Origin of the sequence: Microbacterium sp. Root553 (assembly GCF_001426995.1) — a bacterium.
Lineage (GTDB): Bacteria > Actinomycetota > Actinomycetes > Actinomycetales > Microbacteriaceae > Microbacterium.
Map to the genome: position 1 here is coordinate 241194 of NZ_LMFY01000001.1, position 18792 is coordinate 259985.

General features: G+C 70.4%; 16 protein-coding genes. 4 read left to right on the forward strand and 12 right to left on the reverse strand.

The features are described from left to right. Positions 1 to 4: 4 nt before the first annotated feature. The 8 genes from ASD43_RS01070 to ASD43_RS01105 all read right to left on the reverse strand — a co-directional run bounded on the left by ASD43_RS01070 (position 5) and on the right by ASD43_RS01105 (position 7945). A complete protein-coding gene (locus ASD43_RS01070) occupies positions 5 to 697 on the reverse strand; it encodes a 2-phosphosulfolactate phosphatase (protein WP_056412428.1) in 693 nt (230 codons plus the stop codon). Positions 698 to 772: 75 nt separating this feature from the next. Then, on the reverse strand, positions 773 to 2245 hold the full coding sequence (locus ASD43_RS01075) for an ABC transporter permease (protein WP_056412431.1): 1473 nt from the start codon (positions 2243 to 2245) through the stop codon (positions 773 to 775). After that, entirely contained in the window at positions 2242 to 3003 is a 762-nt protein-coding gene (locus ASD43_RS01080) for an ABC transporter ATP-binding protein (RefSeq protein ID WP_056412434.1), read from the reverse strand. Before ASD43_RS01080 ends, ASD43_RS01075 begins: the two co-directional genes overlap by 4 nt. A 109-nt stretch (positions 3004 to 3112) precedes the next feature. Beyond that, positions 3113 to 3748: a response regulator gene (locus tag ASD43_RS01085; RefSeq protein WP_056412437.1), complete on the reverse strand. Its 636-nt coding sequence runs from the start codon at positions 3746 to 3748 to the stop codon at positions 3113 to 3115. Beyond that, complete coding sequence (locus tag ASD43_RS01090) at positions 3745 to 4920, reverse strand: ATP-binding protein (RefSeq protein WP_056412440.1); 1176 nt, start codon at positions 4918 to 4920, stop codon at positions 3745 to 3747. The genes ASD43_RS01085 and ASD43_RS01090 overlap by 4 nt, the downstream gene beginning before the upstream one ends. Before the next feature lie 60 nt (positions 4921 to 4980). Next, the gene (locus ASD43_RS01095; RefSeq protein ID WP_056412443.1) at positions 4981 to 5772 is read right to left on the reverse strand and encodes a class I SAM-dependent methyltransferase; all 792 of its coding nucleotides are present in this window, start codon (positions 5770 to 5772) and stop codon (positions 4981 to 4983) included. A gap of 75 nt (positions 5773 to 5847) precedes the next feature. Continuing rightward, positions 5848 to 7008 (reverse strand): AMP-binding protein, encoded by a 1161-nt coding sequence (locus ASD43_RS01100; protein WP_056412446.1) that lies wholly within the window; start codon positions 7006 to 7008, stop codon positions 5848 to 5850. A 25-nt stretch (positions 7009 to 7033) separates the two neighbouring features. After that, the gene (locus ASD43_RS01105; RefSeq protein ID WP_056412449.1) at positions 7034 to 7945 is read right to left on the reverse strand and encodes a 1,4-dihydroxy-2-naphthoyl-CoA synthase; all 912 of its coding nucleotides are present in this window, start codon (positions 7943 to 7945) and stop codon (positions 7034 to 7036) included. Between the two features lie 85 nt (positions 7946 to 8030). Between ASD43_RS01105 and ASD43_RS01110 the strand changes: the two genes are divergently transcribed. Continuing rightward, the gene (locus ASD43_RS01110; protein WP_056412452.1) at positions 8031 to 9008 is read left to right on the forward strand and encodes an o-succinylbenzoate synthase; all 978 of its coding nucleotides are present in this window, start codon (positions 8031 to 8033) and stop codon (positions 9006 to 9008) included. A gap of 34 nt (positions 9009 to 9042) precedes the next feature. Here the strand turns inward: ASD43_RS01110 and ASD43_RS01115 are convergent, their stop codons facing one another. After that, the gene (locus ASD43_RS01115; RefSeq protein ID WP_056412455.1) at positions 9043 to 9666 is read right to left on the reverse strand and encodes a TetR/AcrR family transcriptional regulator; all 624 of its coding nucleotides are present in this window, start codon (positions 9664 to 9666) and stop codon (positions 9043 to 9045) included. 122 nt (positions 9667 to 9788) lie between these two features. Here ASD43_RS01115 and ASD43_RS01120 point away from each other — a divergent pair, with 122 nt between their 5' ends. From ASD43_RS01120 to ASD43_RS01130, 3 genes are read left to right on the forward strand one after another with little or no spacing between them, the layout of a single operon-like run. Further along, on the forward strand, positions 9789 to 12578 hold the full coding sequence (locus tag ASD43_RS01120) for an MMPL family transporter (RefSeq protein ID WP_056412459.1): 2790 nt from the start codon (positions 9789 to 9791) through the stop codon (positions 12576 to 12578). Beyond that, positions 12575 to 14470 carry a YhgE/Pip domain-containing protein gene (locus ASD43_RS01125; protein WP_056412462.1) on the forward strand — a complete coding sequence of 632 codons (1896 nt, stop codon included), beginning with the start codon at positions 12575 to 12577 and terminating at the stop codon, positions 14468 to 14470. Before ASD43_RS01120 ends, ASD43_RS01125 begins: the two co-directional genes overlap by 4 nt. A gap of 45 nt (positions 14471 to 14515) precedes the next feature. Beyond that, positions 14516 to 15112, forward strand: coding sequence for a 2'-5' RNA ligase family protein (locus ASD43_RS01130; RefSeq protein ID WP_235563985.1), 597 nt, complete (start codon positions 14516 to 14518; stop codon positions 15110 to 15112). Positions 15113 to 15127: 15 nt separating this feature from the next. On the opposite strand, the gene ccsB is transcribed toward ASD43_RS01130, so the two are convergent. From ccsB to ASD43_RS01145, 3 genes are read right to left on the reverse strand one after another with little or no spacing between them, the layout of a single operon-like run. Further along, positions 15128 to 16111 carry a c-type cytochrome biogenesis protein CcsB gene (ccsB, locus tag ASD43_RS01135; protein ID WP_056412463.1) on the reverse strand — a complete coding sequence of 328 codons (984 nt, stop codon included), beginning with the start codon at positions 16109 to 16111 and terminating at the stop codon, positions 15128 to 15130. 4 nt (positions 16112 to 16115) lie between these two features. Further along, positions 16116 to 17960, reverse strand: a complete 1845-nt coding sequence (gene resB / locus ASD43_RS01140; protein WP_235563987.1) for a cytochrome c biogenesis protein ResB — start codon at positions 17958 to 17960, stop codon at positions 16116 to 16118. Between the two features lie 37 nt (positions 17961 to 17997). After that, positions 17998 to 18777: a cytochrome c biogenesis CcdA family protein gene (locus ASD43_RS01145; RefSeq protein WP_056412466.1), complete on the reverse strand. Its 780-nt coding sequence runs from the start codon at positions 18775 to 18777 to the stop codon at positions 17998 to 18000. Positions 18778 to 18792 lie beyond the last annotated feature (15 nt).

Below are 18792 nucleotides of genomic sequence, written 5' to 3' on the forward strand. Positions count from 1 at the left end.
CGGCTCACTCGAACGCGGCGAAGACACCCTCGCGCAGGATCGGCACCACGTCGAGCGCGTCGACCTGCGCGGCCTCGGCGGTCGACGCCGGGACGACCCCCGCCGCCCGCATGCGATCGGTCGCGGCGACGCCCTCGGCGAGCTCCCGAGCCGAACCGCTCGCTCCGATGAGGTGTCGCAGCGCCCGCGACAGGGCGCGGAAGCCCTCGGCGGCGACCGCGGCATCCGGTGCGGTGTGATCGATGCCCAGGTCGGTCAGCGCGGAGATCACTGCGCCCGCTCCGAGCTGGTCCTCGACGGCGAAGCGGAGCACGCCGGAGGAGTCGGCCTCGCCCGCGGCGATCACCGCGACGGAGGTGCGCGCCTGTCTGCGCTCCTGCAGGGTGGCCACAGCCCTGGCGACGGCGGAGGCGTTGCGCAGACTCCCCACCAGGACGACGGGAGCATCACCGGTACCCGCCTGTGCGGCGCGGGAATCGTCACGGGCGCGCGCGGCGACCGCGGCCCCGTTGCGAGACCAGGTCACGGCATCGTCGAGCGCCACCGTGGTGCCGGATGCGACGGCATCCGCCACGCTCGAGGAGAACCGCAGCACGTCGACCACCACGACGACATCGGCCGGAGCGAGACGTTCGAGCCCCTCGACGCCCCAGTCGAGGCGCACCTGATACGTGGACTGATCGAACGCAGACGGCATCCCTCCAGCCTAGGGCGAGGCATGCGCGGCGATGCCCCGGATGACCTCGTGGGTCACCCGGGGCATCGGATGCGGTCAGTCGGCGGCGAGCGCCTCGACCGGCGCGACCCGCGTGGCGAGCCGCGTCGGTGTCGCAGCCGCGACCAGGGTCAGCACCGCCGTGGCGACGACGATGATGGCGACGGGAATCCACGGCACGTGCGGGGCCACAAGCCCGGCGGGGGTGAAGTCCGGCAGGGTCGGCGTCGAGCCGAGCAGCGACTGCGCGGCGATCCATCCGTAGACCACTCCCAGCACGAGCCCCGTCAGCGTCGCCGCGACGGTGATGTGCGTGGCCTCGAGCAGCACCATGCGGCGCACCTGAGAGTTGGAGAGCCCGATGGAACGCAGCAGTCCCAGCTCTCGACGACGCTGCACGACCCCGATGGTCAGCAGATTCACCAGCCCGACGGCGGCGATCACTGCGGAGACGGCGACGAGCACCATCATCACGGCGGCGAAGGCGTCGAACGGCGCGAAGAACTCCGGGGGTGTCTCTCCCTCGACCTGGGTGATCAGCATCTGCTTGACTGACTCCAGCGCGACCGCGAACATCGTGACGAGCGTGACCCCCATGACCACGCCGATCGCCATGCGCGACGACCGCTCGGGGTAACGCAGCGCGTTCTCGGCGGCGAGCCGTGCGGTCGCGCTCGACCCGAACATGCGACCGACGAGTCGCAGCACCGGCGGCATGAACAGCACGGCGCCGAGCGCGAGACCCGTGAACGACAGCAGACCGCCGACGAAGGCGATCACCACGCCGGCGGGACTCACCAGCCCTGCCACCACTCCCCCCGCCAGCAGCAGCGAGCCGGCGATCAGCAGCACCCAGGCGCCGACGTGACGACTGCGGCGCGAGACCTCCTCATGGGTGCGCTCCACCGAGCCGCCGATCGCCTGCAGCGGTGTGACCGCGAGAACCCGCCGCGATCCCACCCACGCGGCGGCCCAGGTGGTGAGCGCGACACCGACCGCCGGCAGCGCGATGGCGGGCTGACCGAGGGAGAACCCCTCCGGCACGTTCTCGATCAGCTGTCCTCCGATCCCCACACCGACTGCGGCGATCCCGAGCCCCGCCGCGAGCCCCAGGACGGCGCCGATCAGACCGACGACGAGCCCCTGTCGACCGACTTCCGAGCGCTGCGACCGGGCGGTCGCGCCGATGAGCCTCATCAGCGCGATCTGGCGGGTGCGGCCCGCGATGATGGTCGAGAACGTGTTGGCGGTCACGATCGCCGCGACGTACATCGCGACGGCGGTGAGCAGCACCGACAGCAGACCGATCACCACGGCGAGGGTCTCGCTCCCCCCGATGAACGGATCGGCCTGCAGCACCGCGCCGATGTACGTCGTCGTCTCGACGAGCACCACTCCGAATGCCGCCGAGAGCGCCGCGACGAGCACGCTCGCCCCCATGCCCCGATCCCGCAGCCAGGCCAGACGGGGTCCTGTCGCCGCTGTCTGCGGGACGACGGCCCTCGTCGCCGATTCCATCACGGCGCTCATGCCGACACCTCCGCCGCCAGCATGTACGCGGAGATCTCCTCGGCGCTCTGGCGCGGATGGTCGGCGACGATGCGACCGTCGCCGAGGAAGAGCACCCGGTCCGCGTGGCTGGCCGCGATCGCGTCGTGCGTCACCATCGCGATGGACTGGCCGTGCTCGCGGCTCGCGGTCGCCAGCAGCTGCAGGACCTCGCGCCCCGTCTTCGAGTCGAGGTTTCCGGTGGGCTCGTCGGCGAAGACCAGGTCGGGGGCGGTCGCGAGCGCCCGTGCGATGGCCACCCGCTGCTGCTGACCGCCGGACAGCTGGTGCGGGCGGTGCTGCAGCCGGGAGCCGAGCCCGAGGGTCTCGATGAGCCCGTCGATCCGGGCCTTCTCGATCGCACTCGGGCGACGGCCGTCGAGCTCGAACGGCAGCATGATGTTGCCGAGAGCCGTCAGGGTGGGGACGAGGTTGAACGCCTGGAAGATGAAGCCGACGCGACGCCGACGCAGGATGGTCAGGTCGAGGTCGGCGAGTCCGGTGATCTCGGTGTCGCCGATCCATGCGCGTCCGCTGGTCGGGGTGTCGAGCCCGGCCATGATGTGCATGAGCGTGGACTTGCCGGACCCCGATGGCCCCATGATGGCGGTGAACTGCCCGCGGCGGATGCCGACGCTGACGTCGTCCAGCGCGCGGACGGTGCCCTCGCCGGAGCCGTAGGTCTTCTCGAGGTGCTGGACGCGGGCTGCCAGCCCGAGGTCGGTGGTCGTGATCTCCATGTCATCGACGCTACGGAGCGCGACCGGGCACCCGCATCGCCCGTGCGGAGCATCCGTGTACATCTGCAGGATGATCCGGATGCACCAGGGAATGCCCCGGGAACGGGACTCAGGCGAGTCCGTGCTCGAAGGCGAAGACCACCAGCTGCACGCGATCGCGCAGGCTCAGCTTGGCCAGGATACGGCTGATATGCGTCTTCACCGTCGCCTCGCTGAGGTACTCGCGGGCCGCGATCTCGGCGTTCGAGAGGCCCCTCGCCGCGAGGGCGAAGATCTCCCGCTCCCGGTCGGTGAGCGCTGCGAACTGCGGCGGCACGGGCTTGGGCGCCTCGGAGAAGTGCTCGAACAGCTCCCGGGTGGCCGACGCGGCGATGACGCTCGACCCGGAGTGCACGGTGCGGATCGCCGCGAGCAGGAACTCGGGGTCGGCATCCTTCAGGAGGAACCCGCTGGCACCCTGACGGATCGCCCGGGCGGCCGCCTCGTCGAGGTCGAAGGTGGTGAGCATGACGATCCGGGGCGGCTCGGGCCGCGAGAGGATCTCCGCCGTCGCCGTGAGACCGTCCATGACCGGCATCCTGATGTCCATCAGCACGACGTCGGGACGGGTCCTGGACACCACCTCGAGCCCCTCACGTCCGTCTCCGGCCTCGCCGACGACATCGATGTCGGGCTGCGAGGCGAGCAGCATGCGGATGCCGGCGCGGAACAGCGCCTGATCATCGACGAGGACGACCTTGATCATGCGATTTCTCCGATCGGGAGCGAGGCACGCACCACGAACCGGGTGCCCTCGCGCTCCGCCTGAAGGCTACCGCCGACGAGCTGGGCACGTTCGCGCATGCCGATCACTCCGTGCCCTCCACTGCTCGACGAGAGCTCGCGACCGACCGTGTTGCGCACGTCGATGTCGACGCGATCGGGAAGCCACGCGAGGTGCACGTCGACGGCGCCGTCGCCGTGCCGGATGGCGTTGGTGAGCGCCTCCTGCAGGATGCGGTACACGGCGAGCTGGATCGCCCCCGGCGGCTCGCCCGGCGGGGTGGGGTCGACGGTGATGCGCGGCTCGATGCCCGCCTGACGCACCTGGGCGAACAGCGCCTCGAGGTCGGCGAGCGTCGGCTGCGGCCCGTCGCCCTGACGATGGCGCAGCTGGGTGAGCAGCAGGCGCACGTCGCTGAGCGCTGATCGCGCGGTCTGGGCGATGGTGCCCAGCGCCTCGGTGGCCATCTCGGGCTTCGCCGCGGCGGCGTACCGCGCACCGTCGGCCTGGGCGATGACCACGGCGAGCGAATGCGCCACGATGTCGTGCATGTCGCGGGCGATGCGCACGCGCTCCTGCTCCTCGGCCGCGAGGGATTCCGCCTGCAGCTGCGCGGAACGGGTGCGGCGGGCTCGCAGCACCACCCGCCACAGCAGACCGCACACCCAGGCGAACCCGAGGGCGAGGATCGAGAGAACGAGGAGCAGAGTGCCGATGGTCAGCTGATCCCAGCCGCTGGACCCGGAGCCGACACCCGTGACGGCCACCATGTACACGGCGGCGACGAGGCCGCCGAAGAGCGCCGAGCCGAACCCCCACCAGAGCACGGCACGCGAGCCCCAGGCCGCCGTCGCGTAGAGCACCAGCAGGATCCCGAGATCGAGAGGGAGCGGACCGAGGCTCGCCGACATCTGGACGATCGCACCCGCCCAGGCGGCGACGAGGGCGAGAGCGGGGGCGAGCCGGCCGATCGCGACACCGCCGCACATCAGAAGCCCGGCCACGACGACCGCGACGACCGAGGCGCCGCCGGCGGTCGCGCTGCCCGTCCCCGGCCCGTAGAAGGCGACGGAGAACGGGGTGAGGACGACGAAGAGCAGCGCCGCCCCGACGATGTCGAGCACGAGCGCCGTGCGGGAGAGCGGGCGGATCACTCCCCCACGCTACGCGGCCACGGAGGCGTCCCGCATCCGCCTGCAGATGTATCCGACGGGTCAGGCGCGCGCGATGATCTCTCCGTGCGGCACGAGATACCAGCCGTCTCCGTCGTCGGCCCAGCGCGTCCACGCCTCGCTGATCGCCCGCAGGTCGGCACCTGTCGCCATCTCGCTGTCGACGAGCTGCCGGGCGAGCGCGGACTCGAGGATGCGGTCAGCCCACATGCCGCCCCACCAGGCGCGGTCCTCCGGCGTTGCGTAGGTCCAGGTGGAACCGGTCGCCGTGACGTCTTCGAATCCCGCGGCCCGCGCCCAGGCGAGCAGGCGTCGCCCGGCGTCCGGCTCTCCGCCGTTCGCCCGCGCGGCTCGCCGATAGAGGTCGAGCCAGTGGTCGAGCTCCGGAAGCATCGGGAACCAGAGGAAGCCCGCGTAGTCGGCGTCCCGCGCGGCGACCACTCCGCCCGGCGCGGTGACCCGACGCATCTCACGGAGCGCCTGCACCGGATCGCCGACGTGCTGCAGCACCTGGTGCGTGTGCACGACGTCGAAGCTGTCGTCGGCGAAGCTCAGGGAGTGCACGTCCTCGACGGAGAAGTCGAGGTTCGTGAGCCCTCTGCTCGTCGCGAGGGCGCGCGACAGCGAGAGGGCGCCCTCATCGATCTCGGTCGCCGTCACATGGCCGACCACACCGGCGAAATCGACCGTGATGCTGCCCGGGCCCGCTCCGACGTCGAGAAGTCGCATGCCGGCCCCGAGATGCGGCCGCAGATACTCCGCCGAGTTCGCGATCGTGCGAGTGCTGTGCGAGCGGAGGACGGTGGCGTGATGTCCGTGCGTGTAGGTGGCCATGCCCCAGTCTCGCAGCAGCTCCCGGAGCGCACCGAATCGACCCCCGACGGAGCCGACCCGAACCCGCCCGGACGGTCAGTCCAGCTCGGCGACGGCGCGCCGGATCGCCTCTCGGTCGGGCTTTCCCGAGGCGAGCAGGTCGAGCTCGTCGACCAGGATCAGCCGCGCGGGCCTGGCGTGCTTGCCGAGCTCCTCGGCGACCACGTCGCGCGCGTGCGCGAGCTGCTCGGGCTCCGTGCGCCGCAGCGCCTCCCCACGCGGGGCGACGATCACCGAGGCCTCGCCCCAGCGCTCGTCCTCGACGCCCACCACGACCGCTCCGGTGAGCCCGGGCACGCGACGCACCAGCCGCTCGACGCGGTCGAGGGAGATGTTGAGTCCGCCGGAGACGATCACGTTGTCGGCCCGTCCGTGCACCCGCACCACGCCGTCGTCGAGAAGCCCGAGATCACCGGTGTGATACCAGCGGATGCCGTGCTCGTCCCGCGAGAAGTTCTTCGCCGTGAGCTCGCCGTCGCCGAGGTACCCCTCGGCGAGCATCGGGCCGGCGATGCGCAGCTCGCCGTCGACCGTCCGCACCCCGACGGTGTCGAGCGGCACCCCGTCGTAGACGCATCCGCCGCTGGTCTCTGTGGAGCCGTATGTGCGCACGAGCCGGATGCCGAGATCGGCCGCGCGCTCGCGCAGCGGTTCGGGCAGCGCCTGCCCGCCGACGAGGATCGCGCGATACGCCTGCAGCGCGGCGAGCACGGGGCGGTCGTCCGCAGCGTCGAGCAGGGTCGAGAGCTGCGCGGGCACGAGCGACGTGTAGAGCTCGGGGAGGGAGCTCGGTGCGCTCGAGGTCGGCCGGAGCATCGAGAGCGTCGACTCGGCGAAGGACGCGGGCGAGAACCGTCCGCTCAGCGCGACCGGCCGCGTGCCGGCGACCAGTGAACGCACGATGACCTGAAGGCCTGCGACATAGCCCGCCGGCAGGGCGAGCAGCCAGCGGCCCGCGCCGATCCGTGCCGCCGTGGCGTCTGCGCTCGCGCGCAGCGCCTCACCGCTCAGGGCGACGCGCTTGGGGATGCCGCTCGATCCCGACGTGGCGATCACGACCGCCGTCCCCTCGGAGACCCAGCTCGGGGCGTCGCCGAGCATGCCGAATCCGAGCGCGGGGCCCCCGTCGAGCGCACGCGCGAGATCGCCGAGGAGTTCGGAGGGATCCTCGGCATCCGTCGATCTCAACGCGACCATGTGAGTGCGCTCCCTCGTGTCGGGGTCAGTAGTGCCAGGGGAAGGAGGTCCAGTCCGGATCCCTCTTCTCGAGGAACGAGTCCCGACCCTCGACGGCTTCGTCGGTGCCGTAGGCCAGACGCGTGGCCTCGCCTGCGAACACCTGCTGTCCCACGAGTCCGTCGTCGACGGCGTTGAACGCGAACTTCAGCATCCGGATCGCGGTCGGCGACTTGGTGAGCACGGTGCGCGCCATCTTCAGTGCCTCGCGCTCGAGCTCCGCATGCGGCACGACGCGGTTCACGGCGCCGGCCTCGTACGCGCGCTGCGCCGAGTACTCCTCGGCGAGGAAGAACACCTCGCGCGCGAACTTCTGCCCCGTCTGCCGAGCCATGTAGGCCGAGCCGTAGCCCGCGTCGAAGCTGCCCACATCGGCGTCGGTCTGCTTGAACCGGGCCTCTTCGGCGGAGGCGATCGTGAGGTCGCAGACGACGTGCAGCGAATGCCCGCCGCCGGCCGCCCAGCCGGGGACGACCGCGATGACGACCTTGGGCATGAAGCGGATCAGTCGCTGCACCTCGAGGATGTGCAGCCTGCCCGCGCGTGCCGGATCGTGCACGGTCGTCTCGTCGTCGGAGTACTTGTAGCCGTCGCGGCCACGGATCCGCTGGTCGCCGCCCGAGCAGAACGCCCAGCCGCCGTCCTTCGCGCTCGGGCCGTTGCCCGTCAGCAGCACCGCCCCGATGCGGGGGTTCTGCCGCGCATCGTCGAGCGCGCGGTACAGCTCGTCGACGGTGTGGGGACGGAAGGCGTTGCGCACCTCGGGCCGGTTGAACGCGATCCGGGCGACCCCTCCGTCCGTGCTCACATGGGCGGTGATGTCGGTGTAGTCCTCGGCTCCGGGCGCGAGCACCCATTCGTCCGGGTCGAACAGGTCTGAGACGAATGCGCTGGTCACGGTATCCAGCCTATTCCCGCCGGGGTCGCAGACGCTTCGGCACGGCGGATGCCCCGCCGCGGTCGTCTCAGAGCAGAATGAGCACATGCTCCCACCGCTCGCAGACCTGCTCAGCTCGGCCCGGATCGTCGCACTGCCCCTGCACACCCGGTTCCGCGGCGTCGACACCCGCGAGGCGCTGCTCATCGAGGGACCGCAGGGCTGGGCGGAGTTCTCCCCCTTCCTCGAGTACGAGGACGCGGAGGCGGCGACCTGGCTCGCGGCCGCGATCGACTTCGCCTGGAACGTGCAGCCCGCGCCGCTGCGGGAGCGGATCGGCGTGAACGCGACGATCCCCGCGGTCGAGGCCGCCCGCGTCGCCGAGGTCCTGGCGCGCTTCGCCGGGTGCCGCACCGCCAAGGTCAAAGTGGCAGAACCGGGGCAGACGCTCGCCGATGACATCGCCCGCGTCCGGGCCGTGCGCGAGGCCATGGGCCCGGAGGGCCGCATCCGCGTCGACGCGAACGGGCTGTGGAACGTCGACGAGGCCGAGCACGCCGTGCACGCCCTCAACGAGTTCGATCTCGAGTACGTCGAGCAGCCCTGCGCCACGGTGCCCGAACTCGCCGAGCTGCGCACCCGCGTGAAGTACATGGGCATCCCGGTCGCGGCGGATGAGAGCATCCGCAAGTCGTCCGATCCGCTCGCCGTCGCCCGGGAGAAGGCCGCCGACCTGCTGGTGATCAAGGCGCAGCCGCTCGGCGGCGTCACGCACGCACTGCAGATCATCACGGCGGCAGGGCTTCCCGTGGTCGTCTCGAGCGCGCTCGACACGGCGGTCGGGCTCTCCCAGGGCGCGGCCCTGGCGGCCGCGATCCCGGCGCTGGACTACGACTGCGGGCTGGGCACGGCATCCCTGTTCCTCGACGACGTCGCAGATCTGCGCCCGGTCGACGGGTCGATTCCGGCCGGCCGCGTGACGCCGGATGCCGACGCCCTCACCCGCCTGGCCGCATCGACGGACCGTCGCGACTGGTGGCTCGATCGACTCGCGCGCTGCTACGCCGTGCTCGAGGCCCGCTGACCGACCCCGATCCGCCTGCCTGCCCGCCGTCGCGTCACTTCGCGAGCAGCAGCTGCACCAGCCTGCCCAGCTCCTCGCTGCCCGAGTGACGGAGCCTGTCGGAGTCCTGCCCGGCCATCGCTCCGCGAACGGTCATGCCCTCCCAGATGAGCATGAGCATGCGCGCCGCGTCGTAGGCCGGGACCTTCAGCTCGAGTGAGCTCACCGACACGATGTCGGTGATGATGGTCGCGATGCTCGAGACCATCTCACGCTCCTGGGCGAGGTAGGCGGCCCCGAACTGCGCATCCCTCAGAGCACGGATGCGGATCTCGCTCATCAGCATGACGTCGAGACGGTCCTCTTCGGCCGAATCCATGATCTGCTGCACGAGCTCAACCGGATCGCACCCCTCCGAGAGCCCTCCGTCGGCCGCGATCTCGTCGACGCGTCCGCGCACGGCGTTGATGCGCTGCTCGGCGACGCTCCCGGCGAGCATGAGGAAGAGTTCGTCCTTCGAGTCGAAGTTCGAATAGAACGCGCCCCGGGTGAAGCCTGCTCGATCGCAGACCGCCTCGACAGAGGCGCCGTCGAGACCGACCTCGGCGAAGAGCTGGGCTGCGGCGTCGAGAAGTCGCACGCGTGTGTTCTCGCGACTGCGGGTGGCGGGTGTCGTCATCGAATCCTCCTGCCTCTCATTTTCACACCCCGCACACAGGGTGCGGAGCGTCGATCACTTTACGATACATGTATGTATTGGATACAGTCGTGTATCCAAACCCGCATCTTCCGAGGAGCTCCGTGTCCACTCTCCTGTCCTCGCTCGGCCGCTGGTCGTACCGGCACCCGTGGCGCGTCCTCCTGTCCTGGCTGCTCGCGCTCGGCATCGCCGGAGCCGGAGCGCTCGTTCTCGGAGCGGGCACGGACAACTCCTTCTCGATCCCCGGCACCGAGTCGCAGGCCGGCCTCGAGCAGCTCAACCGCTCCTTTCCCGCCGTCAGCGGCACCAGCGCGCAGATCATCGTGGTCGCCGCCGACGGCGATCACGTGACCGACGCCGCATACAAAGACGACATCGAGGATGCGGTCGACCGACTCGCCGACCTCGACGACTCGGTGCTGTCGGCCACGTCGCCGTACGACGAGAACGTCAGCGGCATGATCAACGACGACGAGACCGCGGGCATCATCCGCCTGCAGTTCGACGGACAGGCGACCGACGTGTCGGACCAGACCCGCGACGACCTCCGCTCCGTGGTCGCGGACCTCTCGGACGAGCTTCCGTCGGGCTCGCAGACCTCGCTCGGCGGTGAGCTGTTCGCCACGTCCATCCCCGGCGTCACGCTCACCGAGGCCGTCGGACTGCTGATCGCCCTCCTCGTGCTGATCGTCACGTTCCGCTCCTTCGTCGTGGCCGGGCTCCCGCTGCTCACCGCCGTGCTCGGCGTCGGCATCTCCATGGCGGGGATCTTCGCGGCCACGGCCTTCGCCACCGTCTCCTCGACCACCCCGCTGCTCGCACTGATGCTGGGACTCGCGGTCGGCATCGACTACGCGCTGTTCATCATGGCCAGGCACCAGGACCAGGTCCGCGACGGCGTCGATCCCGAGGAATCGACCGCACGCGCCGTGGGCACCGCCGGCTCGGCCGTGGTCTTCGCCGGCGTCACCGTGCTGATCGCGCTGATCGGGCTCGGCTTCGCCGGCATCCCGTTCCTGACGACGATGGGCATCGCCGCGTCGGCCGCCGTCGCGGTGGCCGTCGCGATCGCCGTGACCCTCACCCCGGCACTGCTCGGGTTCATGAAGGGCCGTGTCGCCGGTCGTCCCCGCCGAGCGCCGAAGGCGAAGAAGGGCGAGTCCGCCCCCGCCCCGCGCCGCCAGGGCAGCGACCGCTGGGTCACCGGGGTCACCAAGCGCCCGATCCTCGTCTCGCTCGCCGTGATCATCGGGCTCGGCATCGTCGCCGTCCCCGCGCTGAGCCTGAATCTCGCACTGCCGAATGCCGGCGTGCTGCCTAAGGCCTCCGAAGCGCGCCAGAGCTACGACCTCGTGGCCCAGGAGTTCGGTCCGGGGTTCAACGGCCCGCTCATCCTGACCGGGACCATCGTCACCTCGACCGATCCGCTGACCCTCATGCAGGACCTCGGCGACGACGTCGCGAAGATCGACGGCGTCAAGGAGGTCGCGCTCTCGACCCCCAATGAGACCGCGGACACCGGGATCGTGCAGCTCATCCCCGAGACCGCGCCCGACGATCCCGCGACCGCCGATCTGGTGCGAGAGCTCCGCGCCCATCACGACGAGTGGCTCGAGAAATACGACATCGACCTCAAGGTCACCGGCTTCACCGCCGTCGGGATCGACATCTCCGACCAGCTCGGCAATGCTCTCCTGCCGTTCGGCATCTTCGTGATCGGCCTGTCACTGATCCTCCTCACGATCGTGTTCCGCTCGCTCTGGGTGCCGATCACCGCCGCCGCGGGATATCTGCTCTCGATCGTCGCCGGATTCGGCGTCGTCGGCGCGGTCTTCGAGTGGGGCTGGTTCGCCGATGCCCTGCATGTGGCGAAGGTCGGCCCGATCATCAGCTTCATGCCGATCATCCTCATGGGCGTCCTGTTCGGGCTCGCGATGGACTACCAGGTCTTCCTCGTCTCGCGGATGCGGGAGGACTACGTCCACGACCCCGCCGGCAGGAGCCCCGACCGGGCGACCCGCCGCGCCGCGGCACTGCGCGCCGTGCGCAGCGGCTTCACGGGCTCGGCGAAGGTCGTCACCGCCGCAGGGCTCATCATGTTCGCCGTGTTCGTGGCCTTCGTGCCCGAAGGAGACTCCTCTCTCAAGCCCATCGCACTCGGGCTCGCCGCGGGCATCGCGATCGACGCATTCCTCGTGCGGATGACGCTGATCCCGGCGCTGATGGCGATCCTGGGCGAGCGCGCCTGGGAGATCCCGGCCTGGCTCGAGAGGATCCTGCCGAGCGTCGACATCGAGGGCGAGGCGGTCGAGCGCGAACGCCACCTCGCCCAGTGGCCGGGAGACGACTCGGTGGTGGCCGCCGACGATCTGACGATCGAGGCCGCCGGCGTCGAGGGCGTGCATCTGCGCCTCGCGCCCGGGGGTTCCGCGGTGATCACGGGATCGTCCCCCGGCGCTCTGCGCGCCCTGTCGCTCGCGATCGCGGGCCGCCTGTCCGCGGACGACGGCCGGCTGCGGGTCGCCGGCCACCTGCTGCCCGGCCGCGCGGCGTGGGTGCGCGCCCACGTCGGTGCGGTCCTGACCACCGACACGACCGATCTGTCCGACGACCTCGCCGAGGCGCTGCGCGGGCGGCCGTCCGTGGTCGTGATCGACGGCGTCGACCGGCTCTCCTCCGCCGAGCACGACCAGCTCGCCGCACGCCTGAGAGACGCACGCACCTCGACCGCGCTGCTGCTCACCTCGCTCTCCCCGGAGCTCGCCGAGCGACTGCTCGCGGATGCCGGGCGCACACCCGTCGCCGTGATCGACATCGACGCACCCCGACGCCCATCCTCTGCGCTCCCCGTCGCAGACGACTCCTCCGAATCGACCGAGGTGACCGCATGACCCTCCCCATCGAGCGCGCACGTTCGCGCAAGCCCATCACCTGGCTGACGATCCTCGGCATCCTGCTGCTGCCCGCAGCCGTCGGCGGCATCCTGGTCGCCGCGCTGCAGAATCCGACCGAGCGCCTGGACTCTATGACCGCCGCGATCGTCAACCTCGATGAGCCCGTCGAGATCGACGGGCAGCTGACACCGCTCGGCAGGCAGCTCGCCTCAGGTCTGGTGGAGGGGTCGGACGACCTCGACTCGAACCTCACCTGGGTCATCTCGAACAAGGACGATGCCTCCGACGGCCTCGCCGACGGCTCGTATCAGGCGGTCATCACGATCCCGAAGGACTTCTCGAAGGCGGCCACCTCGTCTGGCCAGGCGATCTCCGACGGCGGTGGCGAGGCCGCCTCCGATGCACAGCAGGCCACCATCACGGTCACCACTCCGGAAGACGGGCTCGTGGCCGACGACCTCATCACGAGTCAGATCGCGAACGTCGCCGCCTCCAGCATGGGCACCCTGCTCTCGGAGGCCACCACCGAGAACATCCTGGTCGGCTTCACGACCATCGGCGTCCAGATCGGCGACGCCGCCGACGGTGCCGCCCAGCTCGCCACCGGGGCACGGGACGCGGCCACCGGTGCCACGGCTATCCCCGACGGCGCCACGCAGCTCGCATCCGGCGCGGCCGAGCTCGGCACGGGGGCATCCTCTCTCGCGTCCGGCCTCGACACCCTCTCGTCGAAGACGCGGGAGGCCGCCGCCGGCGCCGCGAATCTCGGGCAGGGCCTGACCGCCGGCGCGACGGAACTGCAGAATCAGGCCGCGGGCGCCCAGCAGCTCGCCGCGGGATCCGCGCAGGTCGCGAGCGGTCTGCAGCAGCTCGCCGACACGTGCGTGCCGAGCGGCTTCCCCCAGGCCTACTGCGATCAGCTCGTCGCGCTCTCGTCGGGAGCCACCCAGACGGATGCCGGCGTGCAGCAGCTCTCGACGCTCCCCGCGACCGTCGCCAGCCAGCTGAGCCAGGCCGGCGCCGGGGCGACGACGATCGCCGACGGGCTGAACCAGCTCGCCTACCAGGGACTCGATCAGTCGGCCGGCGGTGCCCGCGCACTGTCGAGCGGCGCAGGACAGCTCTCGAGCGGCGCCACCGATCTCGCAACCGGTGCCACCGACCTCGCCACGGGCCTCGACACCCTCGCGACGGGGACCGGAGATCTCGCGGGCGGACTGCGGACCGCCGCGGACTCGCTGCCGTCATTCACCGACGCGCAGTCGACCTCGCTCGCCTCGGTGATCGCCGACCCGGTGGCCTCGAAGGGCGCCGACGAGTCGACGATCTTCGGTCCGACCGCGATCCCCCTCCTCACCGCGGTCGTGCTGTGGTTCGGCGGCCTCGCCTCGTTCCTGGTGATGCGTGCCCATACGGCGCGCACTCTGACCTCTCGACGGTCGTCGGCGGGGCTGACCCTGCGCGCGTTCACCCCGGCCGCCGCGATCGGCGCGGCACAGGGTGTGCTCGTCTCGCTCATCGTGCAGATCGTCGCGGGCTACGACGCCGCCGCATGGTGGACGTTCGCCGGAACGGCCGTGCTGGCCGGAGTGGCCTTCGCCGCCGTCAACCAGGCACTGGTCGCCGTGTTCGGGGGAATCGGTCGCTGGGTGAGCGCTCTCGTGGGCGTGCTGGCGATCGCCACGGGGCTCGTGTCGACCGTCCCGGGGTGGCTGTCCGGTCTCGCCGCGGCGCTGCCCACGGCGCCGGCCTTCAGCGGACTCATCGCCGGCAGCGGAAGCGCCCTCGCCGCGCTGATCGTCTGGGGTGTGCTGTCGCTCGTCGCGACGACGCTCGCGGTGACGCTGCGCCGCACGACCTCGGCCCGAGCCGCGTTCGCCGCCGCCTGAGCGTCCGCGTATTCGGGCCGGCCCCGACGCACGTACGATCAGGAGATGCGCCGCCCCTTCATGTCCTCGCCCGCCCAGCTCGCGTCACTGGAAGGGCAGCAGTACCTCGTGCTGCGCCCGACGCGGGCCGTCTCCGACGCCTACCGCGCGGAACAGCGGTCTGCACTCGGCCGTATGGACGCGCCGCATCCTCACACCGAGCACGTCACGCTCCGCGCCTTCCACGAACCCGAGCGTCGCGAGGAGGTGCTCTCACTGATCCGTGAATGGGCCGTGGCGCAGCATCCGATCGAGGTCATCGCCGAGGCCGTCGACGTGTTCCCGTCGCCATGGCAGACCGTGATCCTGCGACTGACGCGCACGTCGTCGCTGGTGTCGGCCTATGCGAAGCTCAGCACGGCGCTCGAGGCCACCGACTTCCGTCGACTCGATGAGCGCGACACCGCGGAGTGGACCTTCCACCTCTCCGTGATCTACGCGAAGACGCTCTCTGCCGCCGCCTGGTCCGAGCTGTCGCACAAGTCCCGTCGGTCGCTCAGCAAGCGCCCGGCGGAGACCATCTCGGAGGCGGAGTTCGTCTGGTACGAAGACGGCGTCGAGCACGCCGAGGTGATCCCGTTCGGACTGCGGTCGTTCCGATGACCGGGATCCGGTCGTTCAGCTGAGGCCCGAGTAGGCGTGCAGGCCCTTGAAGAAGACGTTGACGATCGTGAAGTTGAACAGCACGGCCGAGAAGCCGACGATGGCCAGCCATGCCGACCTGTTGCCGCGCCATCCGCGCGTCGCACGGGCGTGGATGTATCCGGCGTAGAGAACCCAGATCACGAAGGTCCAGGTCTCCTTGACGTCGAAGCCCCAGAAACGGCTCCACGCGTAGTACGCCCAGATCGACCCGGCGATGAGCGTGAACGTCCAGAGGATGAAGCCGATGATCGTGAACCGGTAGGCCATGCTCTCGAGCCGCTCCGACCCGGGGAAGGTGCGCAGGAATCCCGGTCCGGTCTTCTCCGCGCCCTCGGAGATGAGGCGCTCACGGCGCGACTGCATGAGCTGAATCACGGAGAGCGCGAAGGCGAGGGCGAAGAACGCGGTGCCCAGCGACGCCACGAAGACGTGGATCACCAGCCAGACGCTCTTGAGCGGATCCATCAGCGGCGAGACGTCGACGTAGAAGTTCGTCGCCGCGAGCCCGAGGAGCACCACGACCAGTCCCGTGATGAAGGTCCCGAGGAAGCGCAGATCGACGCGCACGAGCACCGCGAGGAACACCGCGACGATCAGCAGCGTGCCCATCATCGCGAACTCGTACAGGTTGGCCCACGGCACACGGCCGGCGGCGAACCCGCGGGTGAGCGTCGCCGCGAGCTGAAAAATGAACGCCAGGACGGTGAGCGACGTGCCGATGCGCGCCATCACGAAGCGCTGCGGGGCGGAGTCGGATGCCGCGGTGCCCTTGGCGCCACGTGCCGCGGACGAGCCGCGCGCCCCGGCGCCGACGAGCTCGAACTCGCGGACGTTCGCCGAATCGGCCGACAGCTGGGACCGACGCGCGAGATCGAAGGCGTAGGCCACGAAGGCCGCCGCGTAGATCGCGATCGACGTCCAGAGCAGGATCGGCGAGATCACTTCGAGGTCGAACATGGTGTCAGTCTACTTTCGGCGTGTCGGATGCGGGGCCGTCGGCCTCGCGCTCGGAGTCTGTCTGCGCGTCGGCGTCGAGCCGGTCGTCGGAGCCGGGCTCTTCCGCGGTCCCGGGCTCTTCCTCGGGCTCGGTCTCGGGCTCTTCCTCGGGCTCGGGCTCTTCCTCGGGCTCGGGCACGGCGGCAGTGACGCCCGCTGTGTCCAGCAGTCTGGCGTGCCCTGCCACGAGATCGTCGACCGCGTGAGCGAGGGTAGGGTCCTCGCCGCGGGCGAGTCCGGCGTACTCGAGCGAGACCGCGCCGTCGGCGGCGGTCGCCTTGACCCAGACGCGGCGGCGCGGGACGAAGAGAGCGAGCATCAGGCCGCCGAGCGCGAGGAGCGCGAAGCCGAGCACCCACGGCCCCGAGGCGTCGCGGTGGATCTGCAGCGACGCGAACCGCTTGACCGACTGCGAGGCATCGGTCGCCCCCGCGGGCGACTCGTCCTCGAAGGTCACGGTTCCCATGCCGTTCGGCAGATCCGCGGTCTGGCCGGGCGTCAGCTCGATCGACTCGAGGTCGGTCGAGCGCCCGGTGACCTTCGTCATCCCCGTGGTGTCGAGCACGTACACCGAGCGCGGAATGCCCTCGTTGATCCCGAGATCACCGGTGTATACGTCGAGCGTGAGGGTCGGATTCGTGAGTTCGGGGAAGGCCGAGAAGAACGCCCCGGTGTCGAGCACCCCGGTGGTCGGGTAGAAGAAGCCGACCAGGCCGACCTGCTCGCTGAGACCATCCGGGATCTTGAGGACTCCGAGAGAGGTCATGTTGTTGTCCTGCGGCAGGAACGGCGTGCTGTTGGTGAAGACGACATCGCCCTCGGGGTTGCGCACCGTGACCGTCGGGGCGTAGCCGTTGCCGAGCAGGAAGACGTTGTCGTCCGCGACGCCGAGCGGTTCGTTGACCTTGACCGAGCCGGTGCGCTCCTCGCCGTTCTCCTGCACAGTGACGTTGGCCGAGAAGTCGCCGGCCTGACCGGATCCGGGCTCGCCGAACGGCTGATAGGTCACGTCGAAGCTGTCGAGCCGCATCGAGTACGGCGCGAGCGCCCCGTCGCCGACGAAGCGACCGCGGTTCATCGAGTCGTAGTCGAGCAGCGTGTTCGCGAACGTCTCGCCCTCGACCAGCACGCGCTGGCCGGTGTAGGCGAAGCCGCCGCCGACGCCGACCGTGATGAGCACACCGACCAGGGCGAGGTGGAACAGCAGGTTGCCGGTCTCGCGCCAGTATCCGCGCTCCGCCGAGACCGACGACGAGCGCTTGTCGTCATAGCGCTCGACCCGGTAGCCGAGAGCTCTGAGCTGCTTCAGGGCGATGTCGATCGACGCGGAGGCATCGGTCGCGGCATCCGTCGAGGTGCGCTCGACCGCACGGAAGTCGGCGAGCCGCTGCAGGCGGGCGGGGGTGCGCGGCGGCCGGGCCTGCAGCGCCTTGGCATGGTGCCTGATGCGCGGGATCACGCAGCCCACGAGCGAGGCGAACAGCAGTAGGTAGATGGCCGAGAACCACGGCGACAGGTAGACGTCGAACAGCTTCAGGCCGTCGAGGATCGGGAAGAGATCGGGGTTGTCGCGCTCCCACTGGGTGACACCGTTGGGGTCGGCCATCCGCTGCGGGAAGATCGAGCCGGGAATGGCGGCGATGGCCAGGACGAGGAGCAGGATCAGCGCGGTGCGCATCGAGGTCAGCTGACGCCATCCCCAGCGCAGCCAGCCCACCAGGCCGAGGCGGGGTTGGGTGATCGACTCTTCGCCGTCGACATGGTCGGACGGCCGGAGCGGATCGCTCGACCTCTCGGTTGTGCGGCTCACGGCATCCTTCCGATGCGTCTTCTTCCGGTCGTCCTGATCAGAGCGGGAGGATGACACTGTTCATCACCGCCGTCAGTCTCGACATGATGTCGGTCCAGAGCCCCGTGACCATCAGCAGTCCCAGGGCGATCAGCAGCGCGCCGCCGATCATGTTGACCACGCGGATGTGACGGCGCAGGAATCCGATCGCCTTCGTCGCCCAGCCGAAGCCGAGCGCGACCAGCAGGAACGGGATGCCGAGGCCGAGCGAGTAGGCGAGTCCCAGGGAGCCTGCGCGCACCGGGTCACCCGCATTGAAGCTCAGCGCGAAGATCGCGGCCAGCGTGGGACCCATGCAGGGCGCCCACCCGACGCCGAGGGCGACGCCGAGCAGCGGCGCGCCGATCAGTCCCGCCTTCGAATCGACGTGGAACCGCACCTCGCGCTGGGCGAAGCCGAAGAGGCCGAGGAACACCAGCCCCATGAGGATGATGACCCCGCCGAGGATGCGCGTGATGAGCTCGCCCCACTGGATGAGGAACACATTGGCGATGCCGCCGAGCGCCGTCAACGAGACGAAGACGAGGCTGAAACCGAGGATGAACAGCAGGACGCCGACGACCAGGCGTCCCCGCGCGGGGGCGTCGACGGCCGAGGTCGGCGAACCGTTCGCCGTGCCGGGTGCACGCCGGGGGGCGACAGCTCCCCCGAGGAATCCCAGGTATCCGGGCACCAGCGGCAGTACGCAGGGCGAGAGGAACGACAGGAGTCCCGCGAGCATCGCCACGGGGATCGCGAGCCACAGGGCTCCCGATCCGATGATCGCTTCGGGGTTCACGCCGCTCCCGGGAGG

Bases quoted from the DNA above. Each gene is read 5' to 3' on its own strand.
- ASD43_RS01070 (WP_056412428.1), bottom strand. From the start codon at position 697: ATGCCGTCTGCGTTCGATCAGTCCACGTATCAGGTGCGCCTCGACTGG.
- ASD43_RS01075 (WP_056412431.1), bottom strand. From the start codon at position 2,245: ATGAGCGCCGTGATGGAATCGGCGACGAGGGCCGTCGTCCCGCAGACA.
- ASD43_RS01080 (WP_056412434.1), bottom strand. From the start codon at position 3,003: ATGGAGATCACGACCACCGACCTCGGGCTGGCAGCCCGCGTCCAGCAC.
- ASD43_RS01085 (WP_056412437.1), bottom strand. From the start codon at position 3,748: ATGATCAAGGTCGTCCTCGTCGATGATCAGGCGCTGTTCCGCGCCGGC.
- ASD43_RS01095 (WP_056412443.1), bottom strand. From the start codon at position 5,772: ATGGCCACCTACACGCACGGACATCACGCCACCGTCCTCCGCTCGCAC.
- ASD43_RS01100 (WP_056412446.1), bottom strand. From the start codon at position 7,008: ATGGTCGCGTTGAGATCGACGGATGCCGAGGATCCCTCCGAACTCCTC.
- ASD43_RS01110 (WP_056412452.1), top strand. From the start codon at position 8,031: ATGCTCCCACCGCTCGCAGACCTGCTCAGCTCGGCCCGGATCGTCGCA.
- ASD43_RS01115 (WP_056412455.1), bottom strand. From the start codon at position 9,666: ATGACGACACCCGCCACCCGCAGTCGCGAGAACACACGCGTGCGACTT.
- ASD43_RS01125 (WP_056412462.1), top strand. From the start codon at position 12,575: ATGACCCTCCCCATCGAGCGCGCACGTTCGCGCAAGCCCATCACCTGG.
- ASD43_RS01130 (WP_235563985.1), top strand. From the start codon at position 14,516: ATGCGCCGCCCCTTCATGTCCTCGCCCGCCCAGCTCGCGTCACTGGAA.
- ccsB (WP_056412463.1), bottom strand. From the start codon at position 16,111: ATGTTCGACCTCGAAGTGATCTCGCCGATCCTGCTCTGGACGTCGATC.